This is a genomic window from Arthrobacter sp. GQ119, assembly GCF_059759125.1.
The window spans coordinates 63,058-87,755 of the sequence record NZ_JCAXEA010000017.1 but is presented as its reverse complement, the minus strand read 5'-3'; the positions used below and the strand labels follow the sequence as shown (position 1 = coordinate 87,755).

The window sequence follows — 24,698 nt, the reverse complement described above, 5'->3', positions numbered from 1 at the left end:
CTCCGGATCCTACTCGGCCAGCACCCCGGCCACGGCTCCGCTTATGGCCGCCCTGATCCGCCGGTGCAGGTCCCGGAGCCCGTGCCGGTCCGTGCGCACCTCCACGATGGTGCGGCCCGCGAAGGGCGCAGTGAGCGCTTCGGCGAGTCCCGCCGTCGTGCTTACCGTGCTGTGCCCGACGCCGTACGCTGCCGCGAGTGCCGCGATGTCCACCGAGTGGGGGGTGCCGAAGAGCCGTTCGACGGCGTCTCCGTAGCCGCCTGCCTCTTCCACCGCGCCGTGCTCGAGAAGGCTGAAGATGGCCCCGCCGGAGTCGTTGAGCACCACGATGCGCAGCTGCGGCTGGTCTTCGCCGGCCCCGAGGAGGAGGCCCCCCGCGTCGTGCAGGAAAGTGACGTCGCCGAGCAGAAGGGTGGTTTCCTGGTGGCCGCCGAGGGCGATGCCGGTGGCGGTGGAGATGGTGCCGTCGATGCCGGCGAGGCCGCGGTTGGCGAAGACCGTGGCGGCGGGTTCGGTGGTGGGCTGGCCGGCGAGGTCGACGTCGCGGATGCCGTTGGAGGAACCGAGGACCAGTTGGCCGCGCGAGTGCTGCCAGACGAGGGCACCCACGGCCGGCCCGGTCGCTGCCTCGTGGCTGGAGAGGACGCCGTCGAGCGCGTGCTGCGCCGCGGCACCGGCCAGCAGCCACGCGTCGAGCCACCCGTCGGAGCCGCGGCCGGCGAACTCGGCGAGCTCGGTCAGGCTGGCCACGGACGTTTCGCGGCGGCGGCCGGGCTCGTGCCAGGCGACCGGCACCGGTTCGTACAGGGCAGCGGGAACGTCGGTCCGGGCCAGCAGCGCCGAGACTGGCCGCGACAGGGTGGGGCGTCCGAACACCACCGCACGCTCGATCGGCAGCGCGGAGTCGGGGCCGAAGTGCTCCAGCAGCAGCCGGTACGGGCCTACGGCGTTCGGACCGAAGCGCGAGTTCGACGACGGCTCGGCCAGCAGCGGCAGGCCGTGCGCCCGGGCGAAGGCCTCGGCGACAGGGCCGGCGTCGTGCCCGGCCAGCACCACGGTGCGCCGCTCCGGCAGGTCCGCCGTCGCGTGCGTCAGGGACATGGTGAGCGGCTCGGTGCCGATGCGGAACGTGCCGTGGCCGCGCTGCTCCGGCAGCCGCTCCCCTGCCTCTGGAACGAGAGGGTCGCGGAACGCGAGGTTGAGCTGCACGGGCCCGGGCGGCGTGTCCTCGAAGGCGCCGGTGGCGGCGGCGAGGGCCGTCTCCACGGCCCGCTGCGGGGTCTCACCCGCAGGGACGTCGACGGCGAAACGCACGTGCTCGCCGAACAGGTCCAGCTGGACGGTTGTCTGGTTCGCGCCGGTTCCGCGGAGCTCGTCAGGCCGGTCGGCGGACACCACCACGAGGGGGACGGCGGCATGGTTGGCTTCCATGACGGCCGGCAGGAGATTCCCGACGGCGGTCCCCGAGGTTGTCAGGACGGCCACCGGAGCGCCGGTCACCAGGGCCAGGCCGAGTGCGGTGAACCCGGCGGAACGCTCGTCGATCCGGACCAGCAGCTCCACCCGTCCAGCCGCCGAGGCTTCGGCCAGTGCGTATGCCATGGGCGCGGACCGCGATCCCGGGGCCACCACCACGTACCGGACCCCGCCCGCGAGCAGTCCCGTAACGGCGGTGCGTGCGGCCGCGATGGATGTCAGCGTTCGCTCCGGATCAGTGCCCGGGTGGGCGGGAGCCGGGGCTGACACGGCATGGAAGGCAGGAGCGGAAGGCTTGGTCGGATCCTCGGAAGTCACCGAACCAGTCTGCCACCATCCAACCCTCCCTCACCTCCCGCCGCCCCAACAGGAACGCTCCCTCACTTCCTGCCCGAACTGAACAGGAAGTGAGGGAGGGCTGCACATCCTTAGGCGTCGGCGCGGAACACCTGGATGACGGACGGGCGCGGCGCGCGGGCCTGGCCGGTCTTCACCGGAGCTCCGGCGCGCACGTAGTCCGGGAAGTATGAGTTCGGCGCCTCGAACGTTCCTTCCTCGCCCGGGTGCTGGACGGAGACGAACACGTGGCCTTCGGTGTCGTGGACGATCGGCCCGCACGTCTCCGCGTCGCGGGGAACCGCGAGGAACTGCTCTACGCGGCCGCGCTCGGCTCCTTCGAGCGTGACCTTGAACAGGCCGTCGTTTTTGCCGATGCCCGAGGGCGCCCCGTCGGTGGAGATCCAGAGGTTGCCCACGGAGTCGAAGGCGAGGTTGTCCGGGCAGGAAATGGGCGAGACCTGGTTCGCCGGGAAGCCGGAGAAGTAGGTGACGTCTCCCTGCGCCGGATCGCCGCACACCATGAGGAGGTTCCACGTGAACTTCCTCGAGGTCAGGTCGCCGATCTCGGTGATCTCGACGATGTGCCCGTCGCGGTTTTCGTTGCGGGGGTTGACCTCGGTGGCGCCTTCCTTGCCCACCTTGCCGCGGTCCGAGTTGTTCGTGCAGGCCACATACACCTTGCCGGTGAAGGGGCTGGGCTCCACGTCCTCGCAGCGGTCCATCTTGGTGGGGCCGACCTTGTCCGCGGCCAGGCGGGTGTACACCAGGACCTCTTCAACGGACATGCCCTTGACCTTCGACTTGCCATTGACCACGAGAGGCAGCCATTCGCCCCGTCCGTCAAAAGCGCCGTCGGCGGGGAGTTTGCCGGTGCCGTCGATCTCGGCCGCCGGGGAGTCGCCCGTGAACTTCGCGACGTACAGGCTGCCTGCGGACAGCAGGGTCATGTTGTGCTTGCGGTCCCCTTCGATGTACTTGTCCTTTGACACGAACTTGTACAGGTAGTCGAAGCGCTCGTCGTCGCCGGAGTAAGCCACGACGTGCCCGGATTCCGCCACGATCACGTTGGCGCCCTCGTGCTTGAAGCGGCCCAGCATCGAGTGCTTCTTGGGCGTTGAGGTGGGGTCGAACGGGTCCACTTCCACGATCCAGCCGAAGCGGTTGGCCTCGTTCTCGTAGCCGGGGTTGTTCGTGTTGAAACGCGGGTCGTCAAGCTCCCACTGGCGGGCGGTGGCCTTGTTGGTGAGGCCATAGCGCTTGTCCTCGGCGGAGGTTCCGGGCGCAACGAAGTAGCCCTGGAAGTTCTCTTCGCCGGACAGGATGGTGCCCCAGGGCGTGGTGCCGCCGGCGCAGTTGCCCAGCGTGCCGTTGATCCAGCGGCCGTCGGGATCGGCAGTGGTCTTGACCAGCGGGGAGCCTGCAGCAGGCCCGGTGAGTTCGTAGCGGGTGCTGTTCAGGTAGCGGCGATTCAGCTTCGCGCCCTGCACGTAGCTCCACGGCGTGCTCTTGTTCGCGCGCTCGAGTTCGACCACGGAGAGCCCGTGGGCTGCCTGGCTGACCTTGCGGACGTCCGCGGCGGCCATGGACGGCGGGAACATGATGGCGTCGTTCGTGTACTCGTGGTTGGCGAAGAGCACGGCGCGGCGGCCCTTGCTGCCGGGGATCTCGAGGATGTCCGTGTAGTCGTTGTTGTAGCCGAACTGGCGCTCCTGCGCGGCGGAAGTCTGCGCATTGAGGTCGAACGCGGGGGCATCGTTGAAGATGGGGTCGCCCCACCGGATGACCGGCTGCCAGGTAAAGCCCGCGGGCACGGTGACGGCGTCGACGTCGGCCGGGACTGAGGGGATGGCGGTGAACTGCAGCTTGGAGGCGCCAGGGATGTAGCCGCTCTTGGCGGCGGCCGACAGGCCGGTTCCGCCGTCCGCTACCGCGGTTTTCGGGGATGCCAGGGAACCGCCGAGGACGACGGCGAGGGCACCGGCGGCGCCGAAGCCCAGGGCGGCGCGGCGGGACAGCGTGGTGGATGCGATGTCGCGGAAGTAGCTGTTTGAGCTGGTGTTGCAGACATCGCCCGAGCAGGCGTTGTCGCACTTGAGTGCGCAGGTGACAGGGCTGCGCTTGCCTTTGGTATGGCCAAGCATGGGCAGCAGGGCCAACTTGCGCCCGGGGGTTTCAGACATGGAGGGACCTTCCAAGGGGTGTGATGCGGTCCCGCCCACCCTGTCAGCGACACCTAAAGACGAGAGGTCACTCCGGTTAAGATCCCGTGAACTTACAGGCGTGTAAGTTCACCCTGCCGACACCGGAAGATGCGGGCCCTGCGCCAGCTCCGCGTATACCCGGCGCAGCCGGGCCAGACACCACTCCTTCCGGTCGGCCGGAGCAGCATACTGCTCCAGCAGCCCCTCATCGGCCACGGCATCGCGGAGCCGAATGGCGCCGTCGTCGGGCACGAGCGGATCGGCAGTGACGTCGCCGGCGAGCAGGGAAACGGTGCCCAGACCGCAGGCGAAGGGCAGTTCGGGCAGCGCTGCGGCGAGCGCCAGCCCGGCGCGGATCCCGACGGACGTGTCCAGCGCGGAACTCACGACGGCGGGCAGCCCGGCCTGGGCCACGATGCCCAGCGCCCGCCGGACTCCGCCAAGCGGCGCCACCTTCACCACGATCAGGTCGGCGGCACCGGCACGGGCCACCCGGAGGGGATCGTCCTCCTTGCGCACGCTTTCGTCGGCCGCAATCAACACAGGAATGCCGGCCCGGCGCAGCTGCCGGCGCACTTCCGCCAGGCCGTCGATGTCCGGCACCGGCTGCTCCGCGTATTCCAGCCCTGCACCGGCGAGCCGCGTGAGGGCTTCCACAGCTTCCCGGACGCGCCAGCCTCCGTTGGCGTCCACACGGATGGCGGCGTCCGGCAGTTCGGCACGGACGGCGGCGACCCGGGCGGCGTCGTCATCGAGGGACTGCCCGCGTTCCGCCACCTTGATCTTGACCGCATCCACCCGGCCAAACCGGGCCAGGATTTCCGGCACGCGCGCAGCGGGGACGGCCGGCACCGTGGCGTTGACGGGGATGCTGGTCCGGAGCGGCTCAGGGAATCCGTGCCAGCCGGCCTCGATGGCGGAGGCGAGCCAGCGGGAGGCCTCCGCATCGCCGTATTCCGGGAACGGGCCAAACTCTCCCCAGCCGGCGGGCCCCTTGAGCAGCAGCGACTCACGCTCCAGGATCCCGCGGAACTTCACGCGCATGGGCAGCACCACCACCCGCGCGGCACCGAGCAGCTCCTCAACCGGCGGCAGACTGCCCCACAGGGTCTGCCTGGAAGAGAGGGACTGCCCTGAAGACGGCGGAATCTGGGAAGCCACGGGACGCGGTTCGGCAGGCATGACTTCACTGTACCGGCGCCTGCACATCCCCGGCCGTCAGGGGTTCAGCTATGTGGACAACCCCGCCCAGCCGATCAGTCAGGACGCGTTGCATGCCCCAGGATATGGGCCACCGGCGGGGCCAGCGCCTGGGGCGCGAAACCGAAGCGCTCGTTGTCCGTCACCTGGAATCCTGCGGCCCGGACCGCTTCCAGAGTGTCCCTGTTGGGGTGGCAGCCGCCGGCCATCCGCTGCCAGACCGGCGTCAGCACATCCTCCGCTGCGGCCAGGAGGCGGCTGGCCGAGCGGACATGTTCGTAGTACGCCAGCGTTCCGCCGGGTCGGAGGACCCGGAAGATTTCCGCGAGCGCCGCGCCCTGATCGGCAACGCTGCAGAGGACCAGGCTGCAGACCACCGCATCGGCGCTGGCGTCGCGGGCCGGGATCCGCTCGGCCGAACCCGCCACCACCACGACCGGGACAGGGGCCGACTTGGCCCGGAGATCGGCCAGGCTGCGCAGGTAGTCATCCGGCTCAACGGCCAGAACGTCGGTCACCGCGGCGGGGTACAGACTAAACGACGATCCCTCGCCGGCGCCGACCTCGATGACGTTTCCCTGCAGACCCGACAGCAGGCGGCGGCGGTGTTCAGCGCCGCCGCGGCGGTTCATGCCGACGACGGCGCGCGCGTAGGCGCGGGCGAATCGCGGGTGCTGCAGTGCGGCGGGCCCTTCGGGGCTTTGCGGTGACGTCACGGTGTGTGCTCCCTTAAACGACGCCGGCCCCTGCGTCGTTGGAGGGGCCGGCGGTATTGGGGGCGGCGCCTTGGGGCGCCGCCGGTTTTGTCATGGAAGCCGGGGCGGCGGACCGCCCGGACCTGTTCCTCCGTTCGCTAGCGTACCGGCTGCGGTACTTCCGGAGCGCCGCCGGTACGGTCACCGGCGTCCCCGGCTGAGCCGACGGCGGTGTCCCCACCAACGCCCATGCCCGGGGTGCCATCTCCGGCCCGGCGTGCACCGCTAAGCGCGCCGGCAAGCCTGCCGCTGAGCTCACCACTGCCCGAAAGCTGGCGTGAAGCCCGTCGTGCGCCGCCACGGGGCTCGTCGTTAATCTGATCAGGCCTGATCCCGGCCCCGAACCGCGCAATCACGGTTGTCCCCTGCCCCGGCGTCGAGAGGACCTGCAGGGATCCGCCGGCTTCACTGATGGTGTCCTTCATGATCCGCAGGCCGAAGTGCCCTTCAGGCGATCCGAGGCTCTGGTCAAAGCCGCAGCCGTCGTCCGAGATGCGTATTTCAGACCGCTTCCCCCACTGTCTCAGCAGCAGCTCCGCCCTGGTCGCCTTGGAATGCTTGGCGGTGTTCGCCAGGGCCTCGCGCGCCACCCGGTAGAACAGGGCGGCACGGTCGCGGTCCAGCTCGAACGCGGGCGGGAGGTCCAGGGTGAGTCTGATCCCGCGTTCCCCGAGCGGATCGCCCAGCCTCGCCAGTGCCCCGGACAGGCCCAGCCGGCTGAGGTCCGGCGGGTACAGTTCGCTGGTCATGGCGCGCAGGTTCCGCACGTTGTCCTGGAGGATCCGGCGGGCTTCCGAGAACAGCCGGCGCTGGCCCACGGGGCGGTGCAGTTCCTCGGATTCCAGCACGTAGGACAGCCCGGAGAGGTCCTGGATGACTTCGTCGTGCAGGTCACGGGCGATGCGCTGGCGTTCCAGTTCAGAGGCTTCGATGGCGCGGTGGAGCAGCCGGGTCCGGCCCGCTTCATAGGCCTGGATCCTGCGGGCCAGCCGCACTGCCGGCAGGAGCTGCGCCAACTGCAGGACTGCCAGCGCCAGGAGGAACGGCGGAACCATGTCCAGCAGGACCGCAGCCTGTTCCTGGCGGACGGCGTCGTCGTCGTAATAGGCCTCGAAGGCGAGCCGCTCGCCGTTGGGCGCCGTGACCGGTACGTAGACTTCCACCAGCTCGCCCGCGTTTACCCCCTCCTGCACCTCGTCTGCCTGCAGTTCCAGCGTGGCTTTGACGGGCTTGCCGGCCAGGACTTCCAGAGCGTCATGGGGCAAGTCGAACGTCTGGCCGATGAGTTTCTCGTCGTCCGAGTAGACCATGCGCCCGTCCGCATCCCAGAGCCTGATCTCGAACACGGACCGTTCCCCCACCCAGGGGCGCAGCCGCTCGTCGAGCCGTGCGATGCCGGCCGGATCCCTGGACAGCACCGCCTCGTCCAGAAGCGGCGCCACCACGTTTTGGGCCAGGTGCTCGGTGTCCAGCTGCGAGTTCTCCAGGGCGTGGTGTTCTGCCTCGGACCAGATCCAGAAGGCCACCGGGGTGGTAACCACTACCAAGGCCGCGAGACCCATGACCAGGAACTGCCGCACCGCATTGAAGACCTCGGAACGCTCGGCCTGCGCCAGATCAAATGCGTTGAACAGGGCTGGCCTCCGGAAAGACGGCCTAGCCATCGGACGGCTGCTCGAGCATGCCGCGCCGTGAAGCTTCCATGACCGATTCGAGCTGCGAGTGGGTTCCGAGCTTGGCGAAGATCGCTTTCACGTATCCCCGGCAGGTGTTGAGCGAGATGTCCAGCTTGCTGGCCACTTCCTTGGATCCGTGGCCGCCGGCCATCAGCCGGAGGACATCCAGCTCCCGCGGCGTAAGGACCGGACCGCCGGGCTCGATTTCCCGGACGGCAGGTGCCGGCTTCGGTGTGCTCATGCCCAGTTGTGCCACCAGGGACGGGTGGACCACCATGTTCCCGGCCCGCGCGTACCGGAGGGTGTCCAGCAGCGTGGACAGCGAGCCGCCCTTGGGAAGGAAGGCGCAAATGCCCATCGAGGCGGCGGTGCGCAGGGCTTCCGGAGTCGGATCTCCGGTGAGCATCACGATCCGCGTCTGGGGGGCATCCGCCAGGATCCGGGCGGCGGCGGTGAGGCCGTCGCCGTCGGGCAGGTGGTAGTCCATGATGACGACGTCGGGCTTGAGCGCCATGCTCTGTTCCACGCCGCTCTTGGCGGTGGTGGCCGACGCGACACTGCGGAGGTCCGGCTCGCGGTCCAGGGCGGCGGTCAGCAGTTCCGTGAACGTGCTGTGGTCATCGATGGTCAGGATGCTGATTTCGCGCATGCTTTGTGAACTAACGGGAGGAAGCGGTGAGTCGGTGTCGGACAGCTCGGCCGCTTCGTCGTCGCTGACGGCCGTGGCCTGAAGCAGCCTGGCGTGTGCGTCGCGGAGCGCCCGGCCGGGAAGGCAGCCGATCTCCTGGTCCATGACCCGGCGGCACCGTCCGTAGGCGCGCAGCGCCTCCATGTACTGTCCGGATTCTTCGAGCCCGAGCACCAGGGCGGTCCAGGCCCGCTCGTTGATGGCATCGTCAAGCAGCAGCTCGCTGGCCAGGGCCACGGCGCGTTCCGGCTGCCCCACGGCCACGGCGGCTTCGGCGGCGCGGGCCTTGATGCCGGCCACGCGGGCTGCATGCAGTGCCCGTTCCTCTTCGGCCCAGCCGGCCAGAAGTTCATCGCCGAGCAGCGGCACGGATGCGATCTCCAGTGCCTTCTCGAGCATCTTGTAGGATTCCTGCGGGCTGGCGTGTCCTGCCTGCTTGAGGAGGTTGTCGAACCGGTCAAGGTCCAGGTCAACCATGCTGCGGTCCATCATGTAGCCGCCGGTGACCGTCCGGAGGGCGCCGCCCTTGCCGGAGCCGGGCTGCAGGTGGCGGCGCAGCACGCTGACGTAGCTTTCGAGGGTGGAGAGCGCCTCGGCCGGAGGCTGCCCGTTCCACAGGACGTCGATCAGGTGGTTCTTGGAAACCGGTGTGCCCAGCTTGAGCAACAGGATCTCCAGCACCTGGCGTGGTTTGGGGCCGCCCAGCTCGTGTGATCCGATGACCACGTTTCCGCGGCGGACCTTGAGCGGACCCAGGATGCTGATGGACAGCTTCGTCGCCGCACCACCTGCACCATTTCTGGCTGTCGGGAGGAACCCGTCGTCTTGTGCTCTGCGTGACCAGCGAGTGTCCTCTGCAACTGTCTGAACCATGTGTGCACCTATCCCCATGAACCGCATTCCCCATGAATGGCTTGACCCTCATATTTGTCACTTGTGCAAGTACGGGCACGAGTAGCGAGTACTCGATTTTTCGGGGATGTACTACTTGGATGCGTCGCCGTTCGGGGCAGCCCACGCGGCCCGCCGGCCCGGCGGTAACGCCGCGCCCACCCCTCCAACCGTGGGGAGGAAGCCCCACCGACCGAGGACGTCACCAAGTTTTTCCCAAGAATGCAGGCCTATGTTGGTATTGCCGCAGTTCCCAGCGGCTTTATGCGATCCTCGTCCCCCGGAGGACCGCCGGATAAGCATGGAATGAGTGACCCGATGAGGCGGAGCGTGGCAGTACAGGATGCAACCAAGTACTCCGAGTATCCCGCTGTGAGTAACGTGGCCGGCACGTTCGGGAACCAAAAATTCTTTGCGGCCGGCGGGAAAATATGTGCTGCGTTACAGCAGCGGTGTCGGAACGTGGGGCGGGCCAGACACGTGGGGCGGGCCAGACACCTGCGACGGGCAGGGCAATGAAGTCTGCCAGTGTCCTGCGGGCGGAGCTGCGGAGTGAAATCCGTTCCGTCCGGTTCCGGGTGCTGGCCACACTCCTTGTTTTCATGGCGGTGGGCCTCCTGGTCTCCGGAGCAGTCACGTATGCGGCCCAACTCAGAAGCCTCGATGACCGTGTCAATGAGGAGCTGCAGCAGCCGAGGAAGAACCTGAACGCCCTCGTTCAGCCGGCCCCGGGTCCGGGGTTCTCGTCGCTGGACGAACTGTTCACACTGTTCCTGAGATCGGAGACGCCGGGCGGGCACGAGTCGCTGATAACACTGATCCGGGATGGCAACACGATCCTGCCGGGCGGCGAGCAGGCCACCAACCTGCGCACGCTGGCGGTCAGGGAGCAGATCTGGGCCTGGAGCCGCCCTGACCGGACCGTGGTGCAGGACACCGTGATCGATGGCCGGGAAGTGCGCCTGTCCATCACGCCGGTGAAGCTGCAAGGCAAGCCGCAAGAGGGGCTCCTGGTGGTGGCCAATGAGATCGGCCGCCAGCGCGACCAGATCGTCAAGTCCATGTGGACCTACGCCTTGGCGGCCCTGGTGACGCTCGCCATCGCCGGCTTCATGGGATACGTGTTCACCGGGCGGCTGCTCAGCCCCATTCGGCGCTTGCGGGAGGCCACCCAGAACACCACGTTCGAAGACCTGACCAAGCGTGTGGACGTCACGGGGAGCACGGACGACGTAGCCCAGCTGGCCATGAACTTCAACCACATGCTGGAACGGCTCGAGTCCGGCTTCGAGAACCAGCGCCGCTTCGTCCACGACGCGGGCCATGAACTCCGCACGCCCATGACGGTCATCCGCGGTTACCTGGAACTGCTGCGCGCGGGCGACCCCGAGGACGTGGACCAGACCCGCATCCTGCTCCTGGATGAGCTGGACAGGATGCAGGTGCTGGTGGAGGACCTGCTGATCCTCGCCCGCAGCGGCCGGCCCGACTTCGTGTCACCGGAGTGGATCGAAGCCGACATCTTCCTGGAGAACATCCTGAACCGCATCAAGGTCTTCGCTCCGCGCCACTGGGAGCTGGAGGCCAAGCCGGGCGGCCTCATTCGCGCGGATCGGCACCGGCTCATGCAGGCGCTGGAACAGCTCGCGGTCAACGCCGTCAGGCACACGGCCGAGACGGACCGGATTTCCGTCGGGGCCGCCTGGGCAAGGAACGACGACGGCGGCGCACCTTTGGGTGCGCGGCCGCACCACTCGACGGACCTCGAAATCTGGGTCTCGGACACCGGCACCGGCATCCCTGCCGAGGATCACGAGCGCATCTTCGAACGGTTCGTGAAGGGCCGTAATGCCGCAGGGTCGTCCGAGGGTTCGGGACTGGGACTCTCGATCGTCAAGGCCATCGCCGAGGCGCACGGCGGAACCGTCCGGCTGGAATCGACTGTAGGCAAGGGAAGCCGGTTTGTGCTGACCATCCCGGCAGGGGGTGGGGACAGCGCCGAGGAGGACTCACCCGGCGCGGCGAAAAGAGCGGCCGGCCCGCACGCAAAATCCCGGCTGACCAATCCGTCGTCGGGCACCGCCGTCCTCGCAGGTCACGGAGGCAGCCCGTGACCCGGATCCTCATCGCCGATGACGAGCCCCGCATTGCGGCCTTCCTCGTTAAAGGCCTCACGGCGGCGGGATACACCACCACCCAGGTCGCTGACGGCGTGAAGGCGCTGGACTATGCCACCTCCGGCGAGTACGACCTCCTTATCCTTGATATCGGAATGCCCCGCATGGACGGGCTTACCGTCCTCCAAAACCTCCGGGCCATGCACTCCGCCATCCCGGTGATCGTCCTCACCGCCGCGGACAGCCTGGAAAGCACGGTTTCGGCGCTCGAGGGCGGCGCCGATGATTACATGACCAAACCCTTCAGGTTCGAGGAACTGCTGTCGCGCGTGAAGCTGCGGCTCCGGGGCACCTCGCCCGTCACGGCAGCACCTACGCTCGTCTGCGGCGATCTGACGCTCGACATCAACCTGCGGACCGCACAGATCGGCGGACGCGTCATTGACCTTTCGGCCAGGGAGTTCGTCATGGCGCGGACCCTCATGGAGAACGCCGGCCGGGTACTCAGCCGGGAGCAACTGCTGAGCCGGGTGTGGGGCTACCACTTTGAAGGGTCCTCCAACGTGGTGGACGTCTACGTGCGGTATCTGCGGCACAAGCTCGGCCAGAACCGCATCCAGACAGTCCGGGGCGTGGGCTACCGCCTCGTGTGCCTGCCCGACGAAGCGTCCCCCGCCGGCGACGCTCCGGACGGCCCCCGCAACGGGGACCCGAACGGCCAGGAGCCCGCCCCGGTCTGAGCCGTTTGGACTAAAGCTGTTTTGGATTTAGGCGCCGCGCCCTACCCGCCGCGGGCTGGATGAGAGGATTCTCATCCACGTCTCATTCTTGCCTCACCTTCGCGCCTCACAGTGGAATCACCAACGAGGGAAGGCGGGCCGGTGAAGAAGTTATCCGTGTTGAGCGTTCCCCTGATCGGACTTGCCGGTCTTGCGGTCTGGACACAGTCGCTTGGAGGGGCGCCTACGGACCAGCCTGCCGGTGTGGTGGTGGTCGATACCGTCCGGCAAGGCGCCGTACCCGGGACAAGCGACGCGGCGTCGTCCGCCGAACTGTCTCCCCGCAGCAAACCCCTGACGACTGCCGAGGCCACGTCCCCTTACCGCAAGACCATACCCCTCAACACTGCCGCTGCCGCCGGTTCAGCCCCGGATGCGCCCGGCTCCGCCCTGCCCTCCACACAGGTCCAGATGGCCCAGACCCAGGCCACCGACGCGCCCGCCGGCGTTTCGGTCGGCGATGACCCGGGCGCTGTCCAGCACGTCGCGCCGACGCAGGTGACCTCTCCCGCCGTGGCAGCAACAGAAGATTCCTCATCCCCGGTGAAGCCCGACGACAAGGGCGGCCTGGACGGCAGCGGAGATGCCAGCGATGAATGAGCGCCAGCGTGAGAGTACCGCCCAGATTTCCCCAAAGAAGGAGTCCGTGATGCACAGGAACTTCCGTGACCTGCATGAACCAATCCCACCGGAACGCCTCGGTTACACAATCGGCGTGCCGAACAGCCAGCCCTCCACCATCACCATTGACGATTCCGAACTGCACCAGCAGGTCCTGGACATCATCCAGAACGTGCTTACCACGGCCGCCCCGCGGTCAGACGTGCGGCGCCGGCTGCTCCGGCACCTTGCGGAGAACCCCGGACATCCCGAGCAGGCGCTGCTGGATCACCTGAAGGAACGGAACAAGCGCAGCGGCGCTCCAGAGCCGGCACGCGGCCACGCGGTCCGGCCCAGCCCGGGCCATTAGCCGGGCCTCCAGAAGGAGTCCGCCAGCGGGGGACCGTTAGAAGAGCAGCAGCACGAACCCGCCCACCGTGCACAGAAGCCCGAGCCCGGTGAAGATCCAGCCGAGGATCAGGACGGTGTTGTCGTGCTTGGGAGGCTCGAGGCCCCAGCGGGAAGGGTGGCAGAGGTCGTAGTGGAGTTCCACTTCGTTGCCTGCCACCAGTCCGCGCGCCACCTCCGCGTCCACGAGTGTCTGCCGGGGCACGTTTTCCTGGTCGAGCCAGCGGAATCCGGTGAAGCCGCCGGCCGTGTACACCTCGCCGGACGTGCTCGTCCACTGGCACCGCCGTTGCCTGATGACCAGGCCCCACACGAGCAGCGGCACGCCCGGAATGAACCCCACCCAGGACATCAGTTCCAGAATGGGGCCCAGAACATCTGCGAGTCCGGCCATGCTCAAACTCTATCCGCCGGCGGGCCCCGGATGGTCAATGTGTCCTGGGGCGGAAGGCCGCTCAGCTGCCGGTTTCCTCCGGGTGTTCCCGGGTCCGTTCCGCTTCGGGCGTATCGCCCTGCTGCGGGATGAAGTCGGGGTCCAGTTTGCTGCTCAGGTCGCCTGCGGGCGAGCCGTGGGCGGACTCGTCCTCGCCGCGCTCGGGCTCGGCATCTTCGCGGGCAGTGCCGTCCTCTTCGCGGGCAGTGCCGGTGTCTTCCGGGTTTTCAGTCATACGCCCAAGCTAATTCGCGCCCGGCACCCTGTCGAGGGGGAAGCTGTCCCGGCAGTCAGGCGGCTCCCAGCAAACTGTGACACGCTTTTATACGATGATTTCGCAGCCCAGGGACCCCAGACGCAAGCAGCCCGCGGGCCGGATGCGCCTCGCGAGGGGCACCGGCTTCCTCTTCTTCGTTGCCACCCTGGCCTGCATGGCCGGGCTCGCGGCCACGTACTACTACTTTGTCCGCACCACCACCGGCCAGTTCATCGACGAGTCCGCCCTGGTGGAGGCCGTGGAAATCCATGGACCTGCGGGCAAGGTCACCACCCGGTTCCTGGACTGGCTGCCCACCATCTCCCTGGTGATGGCCGCCGTGGTCGTTCTTTTTGTCACGGTGATCCACCGCCGCTGGCGGGCGGCGGGCATCGCCCTCGCGGCGTGCGTGGCGGCGAACATCGCCACGCAGGTTCTCAAGCAGCTGCTGCCGGTGCGGCCGGACCGGGGTGTGGAGACGCTGGAGCTGAATTCGCTGCCGTCGGGGCACACCACGCTGGCGGCCTCTGCGGCCGCCGCGGTGTTCCTCATGGCGTCGCCGCGCTGGCGGCCGCTGGCGGGGTTCGTGGGCGGCAGTTTTGCGGTCGCGTCGGGAATTTCCACGCTGGTGAACCAGTGGCACCGGCCCGCGGACGTGGTGGCCGCGTTCCTGCTGGTGGGCTGCTTCATGATTCCCGCGGGCTGGCTCATCATCCGCACGGGCACCCATGAGTGGAATGTGTGGGACGGCTTCAACGGTCACTGGGCGTCCGCGCGGCTGTGGCTCGGAGTGCCGGTGGCGATCGGCCTGGCCTCCGCCGCGGTGGCGGTGTTTTCGTTGGTCACCATCGCACCGCCTGGCCGGGAGAGCAGCACCACCAACTACTTCTGGGCGGGAATTTCACTGATCGTGATCGCCGGATATCTGGCCACCGTGGCCACCACGTCGCTGTTCGCCTACGCCGCACGACGCCGGAAAGCACCTGCCAGGTAGCGACTCCTTCTTTACAACCCCGGCACCGAAGCCGAGAATAAGTCGCACCACAGCCTCCACTGGGCCAGCAGCGGGCTGTCCATGACAACCTGCACCGGCAATGATGCACACGCGGAGGGGTTCCAATGAATGACAAGGATGCAACCACGGCGGATGCCACCGCGGACCGGGCACTCAAGGAGAAGCACCGGGCCATGTGGGCACAGGGGGATTACCCGGCCCTCGCCAGCGAGCTCATCCCCAATCTCGGTGCCATCCTCGTTGAGGCATGCGGCATCAAACCGCGGCAGCGGGTGCTGGACGTCGGCGCGGGCGCCGGAAATGCCGCCATTCCCGCGGCCATGATGGGGGCCCAGGTGGTGGCCAGCGACCTCACTCCGGAGATGTTCGACGCCGGCCGTCACCAGGCAGCCGACCGCGGCGTCGATCTGGAATGGATGGAAGCGGACGCTGAAGCCCTTCCGTTCCCTGACGGCGAGTTCGATGTGGTGATGTCCTGCTTCGGCGCCATGTTTGCCCCGCACCATGAAAAGAGCGCCGGTGAGCTGCTCAGGGTGTGCCGCCCCGGCGGCACGATCGGCCTGCTGAGCTGGACGCCCGAAGGGTTCATCGGGCAAATGTTCGCCACGATGAAACCGTTCGCTCCCCCGCCTCCGCCCGGCGCCCAGCCCCCGCCGCTGTGGGGCAGTGAGGACCATGTCCGCAAGCTCCTGGGCGGCAACGTCACGGACGTCGAGGTCCGGAAGCAGACGGTCACCATTACGAGCTTCCACCAGCCCAACGACTTCCTGCATTACTTCAAGTCCCACTACGGCCCAACGATCTCGGTGTACAAGTCCCTTGGCGGCGACGAGGAGAGAGTCAAAGCCCTGGACGAGGCCCTCACGGAACTTGCCGGGGCCTACAGCGATGCCCACGGCGACGCACCGTCCCAGATGGACTGGGAGTACCTGCTGCTCACCGCCAAGAAGGTGCGGCCAGGTGCCACCACCGGAGGCGGGCGGTGATGGACTCCGCTGCATCCCGGCGCGCGCTGGGCGTCGCATCCATCCCGTCCTTCCAACGGATCAGCGCGTTCCTCAACGACTCCACGTACTCCCGGCGGCACCTCCTGCCCGGGGTCTGTGACTTCACGCTGGGCAATCCGCACCAGATGCCCCAATCCGCGTATGTGGACGCGTTGCGGGATGCGGTCAACCCCCGCGACGACCAGTGGTTTGCCTACAAGTCCAACGGCACCTACCCGCGGGAGGCCGCCGCGGATTCCCTGCAAAGACTGCTGGACGTGCCGTTCGCAGCCGAAGATCTCTACCTGACAACCGGCGGATTCACTGCGATCGCCTTGGCACTGAAGGCGGTGGCCGATCCGGGCGATGAAGTGATTTACAGCCTGCCGCCGTGGTTCCTGTACGAGCCGCTCGTCGTCGAGGCCGGTCTTGTCCCCGTGAAAGTCCGGATCAACACGGAAACGTTCGACCTTGACCTGGAGGCCATTGGGGCTGCGGTCACGCCGCGTACCCGCGTGGTGATCGTCAATTCGCCGAACAACCCCACCGGCCGGATCTATCCCCCGGAGCTCCTGCAGCAGCTCGCCGACCTGCTGGAGGACGCCTCCGCGCGCATCGGACGCCGGATCTATCTCGTGTCGGACGAGCCCTACAACCGGATTGTGTTCGACGGTGCCCGTTTCCACAGTCCTGCCGAGTTCTACCCCTACACGATGCTGGCCTACTCGTACGGCAAAACGCATCTGGCACCGGGTGAGCGGATCGGATACCTTGCCCTTCCTTCCACCATGCCCGACCGGAAGGACCTCGCACCCGCCATGGGCGCGCTGCAGGTGGCGATGGGCTGGATCTACCCCAACGGCACGCTGCAGCATGCGCTGCCCAAGCTGGAACGGTTCACCATCGACGTCGATCAGCTCCAGCGGAAACGGGACTGGCTCGTGCGGGAGCTGCGCGGGATGGGCTACCGGCTGCAGCCTTCGGAGGGCGCGTTCTACCTGTTCATCCGCTCCCCCATAGCCGACGACGAGGCCTTCACCGAGGCACTTAGCCAGGAGGACGTGTTCGTGCTGCCCGGCTCCCTGTTCGAAACGCCCGGTTTCTTCCGCATCTCCCTCACCGCCAGTGAAGAGATGGTGGAACGAAGCCTGCCTCACTTCCAGGCTGCCATTGAACGGGCCGAGCAGGACCGTCCCGAGGACTCCGAGTACCATCTGCCCACCGGCCTCATTCCGGTGATTCCGGCCGCTAAGGCGCACCCGCCGTCACTGTAGCACCAGGCGACGCAGACCCTCATGCGATGAGCGCCACCGCCATGACCATCGGCAGCGAGACCACAGTTCATACTCGGAGGTCGGCAGTGTCAAGGGCGGGCCGCAGCCACAAGCTGTTTGCTGTGCCCGTGCACTGGGTTCGCAAAGAAGTCGGTGGTGCGGGCCAGTTCCACAAGGGCCCCTTGGTACAGCACGGCCACGCGTTGGCTCATGTACCTGATGACGTTCATGTCGTGGGAGATCATAATCAGGGAAAGCGGACGGTCGCTGTGCAGGCGCAGCAGCAGATCGAGAATCTTGCGCTGCGTGACCGCATCCAGCGCCGAGGTGGCCTCGTCGCAGATCAACACCGCCGGCTCCAGAAGAAGCGCCCGGGCAATCGTCAGCCTCTGCAGCTGCCCTCCCGAGCACTGGCCCGGGTACCGGTCCAGCAGGTCCGGTACCAGCTCAACATCGCGAACGGCCTTGTGGATGCGCTCCCGGCGCTCGTCCGCCGTGCAGTCCCGGCGCCGCAACAGCGGAGCTTCCAGGCTGGTGCGCAGTTTCATGCGCGGGTCGAAGGCACCGTGCGGTTCCTGGAAAACGAGCTGCACCTCTGTGCCGTCGGCACCGGTGCCGCCTTCCCCCATGCGGAGCGACCGGGTGACGCTGCCGCGGTCCGCGGTCTCGATCCCGACGAGCAGTCGGGCCAACGTGCTCTTCCCGCAGCCCGATTGCCCCAGGACGCCAAGAATCTCACCTTCCCGAAGGCTTAGCGAGACGCCGTCCAGAGCCGGACGCGCGCCGCGCCCCTTGGAGGGAAACCGTTTGGTGACATCGTCCAGCGCCAGAATCGTGCGCGGCTCCGGGGGCTCGGCTGCGGGTGTTGCTGGCTTGCGGACCGGAATGCGGACCGGAGTCCGCAGCGACGTCCGCGGCGCCGGCGTCCGGCCCGGAATGCTGACCGGAAGCCCCAGCGGCGTCCCTACCGTCAACGTCCGCACGGGAAAGCGGACTGGAATTCGCGCAGGAGTCCGGGCCGGGGTCCGGGCAGTCCTGAGGGCCGATGCCGCCAGAAGGTCTTTGGTAATCGTGGTCCGGGGCGCCTCGAGGACGGTCCTGGCCGGTCCTGCTTCCTGGACGCGGCCGCAGTCCATCACCACCACCCGGTCAGCGAACGCGGCGACGGTGGCGAGGTCGTGGGTGATGTACAGGACTCCCAGTCCGTGGTCGCGCCGCTGCCTGTCGATCAGCGCCAGGATTTGTACTTCCAGCACCTTGTCGAGGGCGGAGGTCGGCTCGTCGGCCAGCAGCAGTTCGGGCTGGCCGGCCATGGCAACAGCCATCATGGCCCGCTGGGCCATGCCGCCTGAGAGCTGGTGCGGGAAGGAGCGGGCACACCGGACCGGGTCCTCAAATCCCGCCTCCGCGAGCAGAGCCAGGGCCTGTGCCCGGGCGGCGCGTCCGCGCAGTCCGCGGTGAAGCTTCAGCGGCTCGGCCAGGTGCCCGCCAATCGTCATGCGCGGATTGAACATCCGCTTGGGCTGCTGGTACAGCATGCCGATCCTGCCGCCGCGGACCCGGTTGAGCTCCTTATCGCCGGCCCGGATGAGGTCGGTTCCGCCCAGCGTGACGGACCCGGACTCGACGTGGATCTGCGGCGGCAGCAGCCCCATGACGGACAGCGCAGTCATGGACTTGCCGCTCCCCGAGGCGCCCACCAGGGCAACGAACTCCCCCGGGGCCACTGAGAGGTCGACGCCGGAGAGGATCGGACGCGGGTCAGAACCGCCGCCGGAGGCGGGGCGGCGCATGGCCAGGGGTGCCTGCTGGCTGACGTGCAGCTTTTCAATGATCAGACCCTCAGGCATGGGTGACCGCCGGGGTGGGGGACGCGGCGAGCATCAGGCGGCTGCTGGACATCCGTGCCAGATGCTGGCCGATGAGGGTAACGCACAGCGCGACGGTGAAGATCACCAGGCCCGGGGCGAGGATCGTCATTGGCGCCCTCAGGGCGTAGGGCTGGGCCGCAGCGAGCATCGATCCCCAGTCCGACTGCGGCGGCTGCACTCCCAGTCCCAGATAGGACAGGGCCCCGACGTTGATCAGGAACTGTCCGAACCGGAGGGTGGCTTGGCCGAGGAGGGGCCCGGCCAGGTGTGGCAGGATGTGCCGCAGCAAAATGAACGACGGCGGGCAGCCCACCACGCGGGCCGCCTCGATGAACCCCCGTGCGTAGACGTCATAGGCGAGTGCCCGGGCCAGCCGGGCAAAGGGTGTCCAGCCCGTCACGGTCAGGGCCAGCAGCAGGGTTGGGTACCCGACTCCCAGAGCGGCGACCAGGAACAGCGCCACAACCATCTCCGGCACTGCAAGCAGGACATCGTTCGTTCGGGTGAAGAACTCGTCAAGCCAGCCCCGCCGACGGGCGCTGAGTACGCCGATCGCCGTGCCGATTATTGCCGTGAGGACGGTGGCCAGCGCCGCGATGGTCAGGGAGAACCCTCCGCCTTCGAGCAGCCGGCTCAGGGTATCGCGGCCCAGGTGGTCGGTGCCCAGCCAGTGGGCTCCGCTGGGCGGGGCCATCCGGGCTGCAAGGTTTTGTTCGGCAGGCGGATAGGGGGCGATCCAGCCAGCCAGGACCACGCACAGCAGGACGATGGCCAGGACCGAGGCGGCGGCCAGGACGTGCGGCGGCAGCTTACGCATGGAGCATCCTCACTTGGGGGTTGAGGAGGCCGTGGACGAGATCCGCGGCGGTGGTCAGCAGAACGGCGAGTCCGACGACCACCACCACCGCGCCCTGGGCAAGCGGAATGTCACTGTTCAGGACGCCGTCGAACATCAGCCGTCCCATGCCGGGGATGGCGAAGATGACCTCGACGATGACCGACCCGCCCAGCAGGCCCGCGAACCACACGGCTGCCAAGGTGGTCAGGGGAAGCAGCCCGTTGGGGATCACGTGCTTCCACACGGCCTGGGCGCGGCTGAGTCCGCGGCTCCGGGCAGCGACGACGTGCTCGGCGCCCAGCGCATCGAGCATTCCCTCACGCACGGCGGACAGGAAATGGCTGGTAGGCCGCAGGGCGAGGACGGCCACGGGCAGGACCGCGGAGGCCGGGCCATCCCACCCGGCGGAGGGCAGCAGGGAGAGCTGGATCGCAAAGACCAGCACGAGCATCGGCGCGAGCCAGTACTCGGGGATGGCGATCAGCGCCTGGTTCACCGCGGTGATGGCCCGGTCAGCCAGCCGTCCCTCGTTCAGGGCTGCCGTGATGCCCAGAAGCACCGAAACCGCGGCCGCCACGGCCAGAGCCAGGACCACCAGGCTGAGCGTGATCCAGAGGGCGGGCATCACGTGGTCGACGACGGGCGTGCGGCTCGTGTAGGTCAGGCCCATGTCGCCGCTGATGAACCGTCCCAGCCAGCGCAGGTACTGCAGCCACAGGGGGTCCTGCAGGCCCAGCTGAAGAGAGAGCGCTTCGACGGCGGAGTCATCGATCGCGTCTCCGGTCACCCGGGAGCGGATGATTTTCCGCACCGGGTCCCCCGGAGTGACATAGGGGATGAGGAAGACAACGAAAGACGCCAGAAGAACGGCGACCACCAGGGCCGCCGTTCGCCGGGCGAGGAACTGCATCATGCCGGACCCGGCCGATGCTGGATTCCGTCGGGAAACCTTACGCTCACGATCCGGGCTTTGCCGTTTCCGCCCGAAGCACGTACCGGGCGAGGGGGTCCTGGACGTGGTTCTGCACGTCGGACCGGACGGCATCGATGGCCTGCTCGTTGACGAGCCACACGTTCACGGCCTGGTCCTGGAGGATCTGTCCGGCCTTGGCGTAGAGCCGGTACCGTTCCTCGGAGTCCGCCGTCGTGGCTGACTGGGCGATCGTCTTGTCGTAGTCGGCGTTGCAGAAGTGGCTCAGGTTGTAGGTGCCGTCGCAGGTGTAGTCCGCGGTGAGGAAGCCGATGGGGTCGGCGATGTCGATCAGGCGGTTGCGCTGGCTCAGCACCATGTCGTAGTTGCCGGACAGCAGGTCCGGTTCAACCGCGGCATACTCCTTGGTCTGGATCTTCACCGGAACGCCCACGGCCTTCAGGTTTTCCTGGATGACGGTTGCCACGTCCGCGAACTCCGCGCGCTCGACGATCGCGATGATCTCCAGCGGCCGGCCGGCGGTGTAGCCGGCGGAAGCGAGCAGCTTTTTCGCGCCTTCAACGTCCTGCTTCGGCGCCGCATTACCCTCAAGGGCCCAGGGCTCCGACGGGGCAAAGGGGCCGGTCGCCGGGAGGGCGGCACCTTCATAGACGCTTCCGGCGAGCGCATCCAGATCGAGAGCCGAGCGGACCGCCTTGCGGAAGTCGACGTCGTCGAACGGGGCCCTTCCGTTGTTCATGTACAGTGTGGCGGTCCGCGGCGAATCGGCCTTGAGGACCTTGACCCTGGAATCCCCCTCCAGGGCGGCCAGGCCGGAGACGGGGATCGACATCGAAACGTCAGCTTCGCCGGTCTGGACCTGGGTGGTGCGGGTGGCGCCATCGGTGATGAACCGGACCTCGGCGCCGGCAAGCTGCACCTTTCCGCCCCAATAGTTCTCGTTGCGGTCCAGGGTCAGGGACTGCTTCGGCTTTTCGGAAACGGGCTTGAAGGGGCCGGTGCAGTGGCCGAACGGGTCAACGGTTTCACCCTTGAAGGCGGCCGGCGCCAGCACGCCCGTGTTGACGCTTGCCATGCGGTAGGGCACCAGCGGGCTCTCCGTCGGAGTGGTCACGCGGACGGTGCGGTCGTCGAGGGCCTTGACGCCGCTGACCACCTTTGGGCTGAAGGCGCGGGCCGGGACCTTGGCGTCGAGGACGGTCTGCAGGGAGCGCACCACGGCCTCGGCGTTCAGGGGTGTTCCGTCCTGGAACGTGACTCCCTCGCGGAGGGTGAAGTCCCATTCAAGGGCAGAGGCCTGCTTCCACTCGGTTGCCAGCGAGGGCACGACCTTGCCCTGCGCAGCGTCGTAGCGCGTCAGGGTCTCCAGGCATCCGGACAGGGACAGGATGTACGCGGCGTCGCTCTCCAGGGTCCAGCCGGCCACCGGGGCGCGGAAGTTGTCGACGACGATCCGCTGGTCGGTGTCGGCCGCTTGGTTTGTTCCTCCTCCGGAGCCGCTGAAGCCGCAGCCGGACAGCGAGAGAAGCGCCACAAGTCCCAGGGACACGGACGATGGGAGCGAAATGCGCAACGGAACCACCTAGAGTGTGGGTCTGCGGAAGCTGGCAGACGAAACTGAACGGCCTGAACGGCCAGTCTGAGTGTAGGCTAACCTAACTTCCCGGTTCAAACGGCGAGTCCGGCCCACGTCATATTCAGGACGGGTAGCTGCTCAGTAGTTCCGGCGGTGCTTCAGCCTGGGACGAACGACGGCGAAAACGGCTGCCGCCGCGAACCCCAGTATGCCGGTGGCCGTCACGCCCGCCCCGAGGGAGGCCACGGCCGTCACGGCGGAGAGCTCACCCAGCTGCACCCGGAGGTGCCCGAAGAGCAGCGCGGCACCTTTGCCGCCGTCGCGCATCCCGCCGCAATTGCGCACCTGCAGCAGCCCGAGCCGGACCCGTCCATCGCAGCGTCCCTGGCCTTTGCGCCGCAGGCTCACAACCCGGAGAGCCATTCAGAGATATGTCTGGACAGACGGAGCGGAACTACGTAAATTCTAAAGAGGAATCGGCCCCGTTGATGCGGGACCGAACCCCCGTTCCGGTTGCGTGCACGGCCGGAACGCAGCTGCTGTAGCAACATGGCGGCACATGATGCACAACGCGGAAAGAGCCTGACGATGGCCATCTCGCACTTCGAGCAGTTTCTTGACCAAGCCACTTCCTTTGACCCTGATACAGACTGCCCCCTGGGCCGCGACTGTCTCTACGGTCTTTACACCAGCTGGTGCCTGCTTCACGGCCATGATCCCCAATCGGACGCCGCCTTTTGGGCGGCCATGCGCCGGTGCGGCATCGACCTGGCCAACACGCGGCTCCGGATGAAGGGGCCCGCTGCGGCCGACTACATCCTGTCCAGCTACCCCGCCCTGGTCTGATCATGTCCATCAGCTCAAACGCGTATGTTCCAGGCGGCGCGCATGTCCCGGGCGGAAAGCCGCTGCGGTGCACGGCGTGCCGGAACGACGCCCATCTGGTCATCAGGTCCATCGACTCCCGCGAAGGGCCTGCGGATGCACTCGTGGACGTGTCCTACACCTGCACCGCCTGCGGACGGCACCACGCCCAGGTGGCCGACGTGGCCGATGTGGCATTCATCCTGAACCGTCAAAAGAATGTGTCGGACGTCTTGCTGTTCGGCGGACACTACATTCACTGCGGACGGCCGATGGAAAGAGCCGGGCACGAACTCCGCAGGCTCCAGGCGTCCGTGGGCAGCAGCCGCCCGGACGGCGAAGCATTGGACGTGTACTTATCCACCCGCGTGATCAGGTGCGTCTGCGGTTTTCAGATGGAGCTTCCCGAATAGGGGCTACGCTAATCAGCCTCCGCTAGTCATCCTCGGAAGCCCGGCTGGGCAGGCGGTAGTTGGGTCTGTCGGGCTGTAAAGGGTCGCGGGCGCCGCCGGGCAGGAAATCCTCCGAGTACGGCGCCCGCGGCGGTGGCGGCAGTTCATCTATGAGCTCGTTCGCGGCCTGCGCGAGCAGGTCGCGCTGCACCTCCGGGAGCGGAAGGATGCCTTGGAGGTAGGCGTCGGTTTCATACTCGCCTGCTGATCCTCCGATGCTGAAATAACGCAGCCATAGATCGCCCGTGCTGATGCCGGCATGCCTCATGGCCGCCCGGAGGAGCCTGGCCTGTTGCTTCTCAGGATTGTCGGACTGCATCCTGCCTCCCTCACTCCTCTCCGGACTTCCCGTCGGCTGATGCGGCCTGGACCAGCTCCGCGGACACCTGATGCAGCGGTGATTCGTGCGTGCGGGCGAGCCGGAGGAGTTCCTGCATTGCTTCTTCCGCCCCCAGATTTTGCCGTTCCATGAGGACTCCGCAGGCGCGGTTGATGGAGTCCCTGCCGGCCAGGGCGGCAGCAAGTGCCTCACTGATCCGGTGCGGCGTCTCACGTCCTTGGATGTTGGCGAGCAGGGTGGCCGCGGGTGTGGCGAACTTTTCGAGCAGCAGGCCCGTATCGGCGTCGTAGACCGATGGGCTGGCCGCGTAGATCTTGAGGGCGCCGAGGCTCCCTTTTTCAGTCCGCAACGGTGTGCTGACCACCGACCGGACAGGCAGCGAAGCAATGGCCCGGCTCCAGCGCGGCCAACGGCCGTCAGCTGCGACGTCCTCAACCAGAACCGTCGCATCAAATGCCCAAGCGGTCAGGCACGGACCCTCGCCAAGTTCATACTGGGCAAGGTCTGCCTGTTCGACGACGGCGTCGGTTGCCCCTTGGCTGGTCCTGCGTCCCTGGTCATTGAGAAGCGAGACGCCGGCACCCCTCGTTCCAGGAATGGCGTCCCTGGCCGCTTCGGCGAGAAGCTGCACGGCGCGGTCCACCTTTTCCTCGGTGAGGAGCAAACCCCTTAGGCGCGCGAAAACCAAGGACAGTTCGTCGAGTGGCAGCTGGCTGGACATGGTGGCCTTCT

At 67.5% G+C, this 24,698-nt stretch carries 23 protein-coding genes and 1 pseudogene; 9 read left to right on the top strand and 15 right to left on the bottom strand.

Features of this window, described 5'->3' with window-relative positions:
- Positions 1 to 9: 9 nt before the first annotated feature.
- From menD to AC6CH3_RS16230, 6 genes are all read right to left on the bottom strand, one after another.
- Complete coding sequence (gene menD, locus AC6CH3_RS16255) at positions 10 to 1,794, bottom strand: 2-succinyl-5-enolpyruvyl-6-hydroxy-3-cyclohexene-1-carboxylic-acid synthase (RefSeq protein WP_498133398.1); 1,785 nt, start codon at positions 1,792 to 1,794, stop codon at positions 10 to 12.
- 110 nt (positions 1,795 to 1,904) lie between these two features.
- On the bottom strand, positions 1,905 to 3,995 hold the full coding sequence (locus tag AC6CH3_RS16250) for a PhoX family protein (RefSeq protein ID WP_498133397.1): 2,091 nt from the start codon (positions 3,993 to 3,995) through the stop codon (positions 1,905 to 1,907).
- A 108-nt stretch (positions 3,996 to 4,103) separates the two neighbouring features.
- Entirely contained in the window at positions 4,104 to 5,198 is a 1,095-nt protein-coding gene (locus tag AC6CH3_RS16245; RefSeq protein ID WP_498133396.1) for an o-succinylbenzoate synthase, read from the bottom strand.
- Positions 5,199 to 5,272: 74 nt separating this feature from the next.
- Positions 5,273 to 5,932 carry a class I SAM-dependent methyltransferase gene (locus tag AC6CH3_RS16240; protein WP_498133395.1) on the bottom strand — a complete coding sequence of 220 codons (660 nt, stop codon included), beginning with the start codon at positions 5,930 to 5,932 and terminating at the stop codon, positions 5,273 to 5,275.
- Positions 5,933 to 6,069: 137 nt separating this feature from the next.
- Positions 6,070 to 7,635 carry a sensor histidine kinase gene (locus AC6CH3_RS16235; RefSeq protein WP_498133394.1) on the bottom strand — a complete coding sequence of 522 codons (1,566 nt, stop codon included), beginning with the start codon at positions 7,633 to 7,635 and terminating at the stop codon, positions 6,070 to 6,072.
- Positions 7,628 to 9,208: a response regulator gene (locus AC6CH3_RS16230; protein ID WP_498133393.1), complete on the bottom strand. Its 1,581-nt coding sequence runs from the start codon at positions 9,206 to 9,208 to the stop codon at positions 7,628 to 7,630. Before AC6CH3_RS16230 ends, AC6CH3_RS16235 begins: the two co-directional genes overlap by 8 nt.
- Positions 9,209 to 9,741: 533 nt before the next feature.
- Here AC6CH3_RS16230 and AC6CH3_RS16225 point away from each other — a divergent pair.
- The 4 genes from AC6CH3_RS16225 (at position 9,742) to AC6CH3_RS16210 (ending at position 13,092) form a co-directional block, all read left to right on the top strand.
- A complete protein-coding gene (locus AC6CH3_RS16225; protein WP_498133392.1) occupies positions 9,742 to 11,340 on the top strand; it encodes a sensor histidine kinase in 1,599 nt (532 codons plus the stop codon).
- The gene (locus AC6CH3_RS16220) at positions 11,337 to 12,083 is read left to right on the top strand and encodes a response regulator transcription factor (RefSeq protein WP_498133391.1); all 747 of its coding nucleotides are present in this window, start codon (positions 11,337 to 11,339) and stop codon (positions 12,081 to 12,083) included. Before AC6CH3_RS16225 ends, AC6CH3_RS16220 begins: the two co-directional genes overlap by 4 nt.
- 141 nt (positions 12,084 to 12,224) lie before the next feature.
- Positions 12,225 to 12,722 (top strand): hypothetical protein, encoded by a 498-nt coding sequence (locus AC6CH3_RS16215; protein ID WP_498133390.1) that lies wholly within the window; start codon positions 12,225 to 12,227, stop codon positions 12,720 to 12,722.
- Positions 12,723 to 12,771: 49 nt separating this feature from the next.
- Entirely contained in the window at positions 12,772 to 13,092 is a 321-nt protein-coding gene (locus tag AC6CH3_RS16210; RefSeq protein WP_498133389.1) for a hypothetical protein, read from the top strand.
- Between the two features lie 36 nt (positions 13,093 to 13,128).
- Here AC6CH3_RS16210 and AC6CH3_RS16205 read toward each other — a convergent pair whose 3' ends face one another.
- On the bottom strand, positions 13,129 to 13,524 hold the full coding sequence (locus AC6CH3_RS16205) for a hypothetical protein (protein WP_498133388.1): 396 nt from the start codon (positions 13,522 to 13,524) through the stop codon (positions 13,129 to 13,131).
- Positions 13,525 to 13,585: 61 nt separating this feature from the next.
- The gene (locus tag AC6CH3_RS16200; RefSeq protein ID WP_498133387.1) at positions 13,586 to 13,798 is read right to left on the bottom strand and encodes a hypothetical protein; all 213 of its coding nucleotides are present in this window, start codon (positions 13,796 to 13,798) and stop codon (positions 13,586 to 13,588) included.
- A 94-nt stretch (positions 13,799 to 13,892) separates the two neighbouring features.
- Here AC6CH3_RS16200 and AC6CH3_RS16195 point away from each other — a divergent pair, with 94 nt between their 5' ends.
- The 3 genes from AC6CH3_RS16195 (at position 13,893) to AC6CH3_RS16185 (ending at position 17,094) form a co-directional block, all read left to right on the top strand.
- On the top strand, positions 13,893 to 14,813 hold the full coding sequence (locus AC6CH3_RS16195; protein WP_498133386.1) for a phosphatase PAP2 family protein: 921 nt from the start codon (positions 13,893 to 13,895) through the stop codon (positions 14,811 to 14,813).
- Positions 14,814 to 14,938: 125 nt separating this feature from the next.
- On the top strand, positions 14,939 to 15,820 hold the full coding sequence (locus AC6CH3_RS16190; protein WP_498133385.1) for a class I SAM-dependent methyltransferase: 882 nt from the start codon (positions 14,939 to 14,941) through the stop codon (positions 15,818 to 15,820).
- Positions 15,820 to 17,094 carry an aminotransferase class I/II-fold pyridoxal phosphate-dependent enzyme gene (locus AC6CH3_RS16185; RefSeq protein WP_498133384.1) on the top strand — a complete coding sequence of 425 codons (1,275 nt, stop codon included), beginning with the start codon at positions 15,820 to 15,822 and terminating at the stop codon, positions 17,092 to 17,094. Before AC6CH3_RS16190 ends, AC6CH3_RS16185 begins: the two co-directional genes overlap by 1 nt.
- Positions 17,095 to 17,183: 89 nt before the next feature.
- Here AC6CH3_RS16185 and AC6CH3_RS16180 read toward each other — a convergent pair whose 3' ends face one another.
- The 5 genes and pseudogenes from AC6CH3_RS16180 to AC6CH3_RS16160 form a co-directional block, all read right to left on the bottom strand.
- Positions 17,184 to 18,944: an ATP-binding cassette domain-containing protein gene (locus AC6CH3_RS16180; protein ID WP_498133383.1), complete on the bottom strand. Its 1,761-nt coding sequence runs from the start codon at positions 18,942 to 18,944 to the stop codon at positions 17,184 to 17,186.
- Complete coding sequence (locus tag AC6CH3_RS16175; RefSeq protein WP_498133382.1) at positions 18,937 to 19,782, bottom strand: ABC transporter permease; 846 nt, start codon at positions 19,780 to 19,782, stop codon at positions 18,937 to 18,939. Before AC6CH3_RS16175 ends, AC6CH3_RS16180 begins: the two co-directional genes overlap by 8 nt.
- Positions 19,775 to 20,716: an ABC transporter permease gene (locus AC6CH3_RS16170; protein WP_498133381.1), complete on the bottom strand. Its 942-nt coding sequence runs from the start codon at positions 20,714 to 20,716 to the stop codon at positions 19,775 to 19,777. The genes AC6CH3_RS16175 and AC6CH3_RS16170 overlap by 8 nt, the downstream gene beginning before the upstream one ends.
- 43 nt (positions 20,717 to 20,759) lie before the next feature.
- Complete coding sequence (locus AC6CH3_RS16165; protein WP_498133380.1) at positions 20,760 to 22,316, bottom strand: ABC transporter substrate-binding protein; 1,557 nt, start codon at positions 22,314 to 22,316, stop codon at positions 20,760 to 20,762.
- 132 nt (positions 22,317 to 22,448) lie between these two features.
- Positions 22,449 to 22,574 (bottom strand): annotated as a pseudogene (locus AC6CH3_RS16160) (MFS transporter); the annotation flags it as partial.
- A 324-nt stretch (positions 22,575 to 22,898) separates the two neighbouring features.
- Here AC6CH3_RS16160 and AC6CH3_RS16155 point away from each other — a divergent pair.
- Together AC6CH3_RS16155 and AC6CH3_RS16150 are read left to right on the top strand one after the other, a co-directional pair.
- On the top strand, positions 22,899 to 23,156 hold the full coding sequence (locus AC6CH3_RS16155) for a hypothetical protein (protein ID WP_498133379.1): 258 nt from the start codon (positions 22,899 to 22,901) through the stop codon (positions 23,154 to 23,156).
- 2 nt (positions 23,157 to 23,158) lie between these two features.
- On the top strand, positions 23,159 to 23,587 hold the full coding sequence (locus tag AC6CH3_RS16150) for a hypothetical protein (protein WP_498133378.1): 429 nt from the start codon (positions 23,159 to 23,161) through the stop codon (positions 23,585 to 23,587).
- A 22-nt stretch (positions 23,588 to 23,609) separates the two neighbouring features.
- Here AC6CH3_RS16150 and AC6CH3_RS16145 read toward each other — a convergent pair whose 3' ends face one another.
- Both AC6CH3_RS16145 and AC6CH3_RS16140 read right to left on the bottom strand, forming a co-directional pair.
- Positions 23,610 to 23,945 carry a hypothetical protein gene (locus AC6CH3_RS16145; protein ID WP_498133377.1) on the bottom strand — a complete coding sequence of 112 codons (336 nt, stop codon included), beginning with the start codon at positions 23,943 to 23,945 and terminating at the stop codon, positions 23,610 to 23,612.
- 10 nt (positions 23,946 to 23,955) lie between these two features.
- The gene (locus tag AC6CH3_RS16140) at positions 23,956 to 24,687 is read right to left on the bottom strand and encodes a GAF domain-containing protein (RefSeq protein ID WP_498133376.1); all 732 of its coding nucleotides are present in this window, start codon (positions 24,685 to 24,687) and stop codon (positions 23,956 to 23,958) included.
- Positions 24,688 to 24,698 lie beyond the last annotated feature (11 nt).

Bases quoted from the DNA above. Each gene is read 5' to 3' on its own strand.
- AC6CH3_RS16210 (WP_498133389.1), top strand. From the start codon at position 12,772: ATGCACAGGAACTTCCGTGACCTGCATGAACCAATCCCACCGGAACGC.
- AC6CH3_RS16230 (WP_498133393.1), bottom strand. From the start codon at position 9,208: ATGGTTCAGACAGTTGCAGAGGACACTCGCTGGTCACGCAGAGCACAA.
- AC6CH3_RS16190 (WP_498133385.1), top strand. From the start codon at position 14,939: ATGAATGACAAGGATGCAACCACGGCGGATGCCACCGCGGACCGGGCA.
- AC6CH3_RS16250 (WP_498133397.1), bottom strand. From the start codon at position 3,995: ATGTCTGAAACCCCCGGGCGCAAGTTGGCCCTGCTGCCCATGCTTGGC.
- AC6CH3_RS16185 (WP_498133384.1), top strand. From the start codon at position 15,820: ATGGACTCCGCTGCATCCCGGCGCGCGCTGGGCGTCGCATCCATCCCG.
- AC6CH3_RS16180 (WP_498133383.1), bottom strand. From the start codon at position 18,944: ATGCCTGAGGGTCTGATCATTGAAAAGCTGCACGTCAGCCAGCAGGCA.
- AC6CH3_RS16225 (WP_498133392.1), top strand. From the start codon at position 9,742: ATGAAGTCTGCCAGTGTCCTGCGGGCGGAGCTGCGGAGTGAAATCCGT.
- AC6CH3_RS16170 (WP_498133381.1), bottom strand. From the start codon at position 20,716: ATGATGCAGTTCCTCGCCCGGCGAACGGCGGCCCTGGTGGTCGCCGTT.
- AC6CH3_RS16235 (WP_498133394.1), bottom strand. From the start codon at position 7,635: ATGGCTAGGCCGTCTTTCCGGAGGCCAGCCCTGTTCAACGCATTTGAT.
- AC6CH3_RS16205 (WP_498133388.1), bottom strand. From the start codon at position 13,524: ATGGCCGGACTCGCAGATGTTCTGGGCCCCATTCTGGAACTGATGTCC.
- AC6CH3_RS16175 (WP_498133382.1), bottom strand. From the start codon at position 19,782: ATGCGTAAGCTGCCGCCGCACGTCCTGGCCGCCGCCTCGGTCCTGGCC.
- AC6CH3_RS16155 (WP_498133379.1), top strand. From the start codon at position 22,899: ATGGCCATCTCGCACTTCGAGCAGTTTCTTGACCAAGCCACTTCCTTT.
- AC6CH3_RS16145 (WP_498133377.1), bottom strand. From the start codon at position 23,945: ATGCAGTCCGACAATCCTGAGAAGCAACAGGCCAGGCTCCTCCGGGCG.
- AC6CH3_RS16195 (WP_498133386.1), top strand. From the start codon at position 13,893: ATGATTTCGCAGCCCAGGGACCCCAGACGCAAGCAGCCCGCGGGCCGG.
- AC6CH3_RS16140 (WP_498133376.1), bottom strand. From the start codon at position 24,687: ATGTCCAGCCAGCTGCCACTCGACGAACTGTCCTTGGTTTTCGCGCGC.
- AC6CH3_RS16200 (WP_498133387.1), bottom strand. From the start codon at position 13,798: ATGACTGAAAACCCGGAAGACACCGGCACTGCCCGCGAAGAGGACGGC.
- AC6CH3_RS16245 (WP_498133396.1), bottom strand. From the start codon at position 5,198: ATGCCTGCCGAACCGCGTCCCGTGGCTTCCCAGATTCCGCCGTCTTCA.
- AC6CH3_RS16150 (WP_498133378.1), top strand. From the start codon at position 23,159: ATGTCCATCAGCTCAAACGCGTATGTTCCAGGCGGCGCGCATGTCCCG.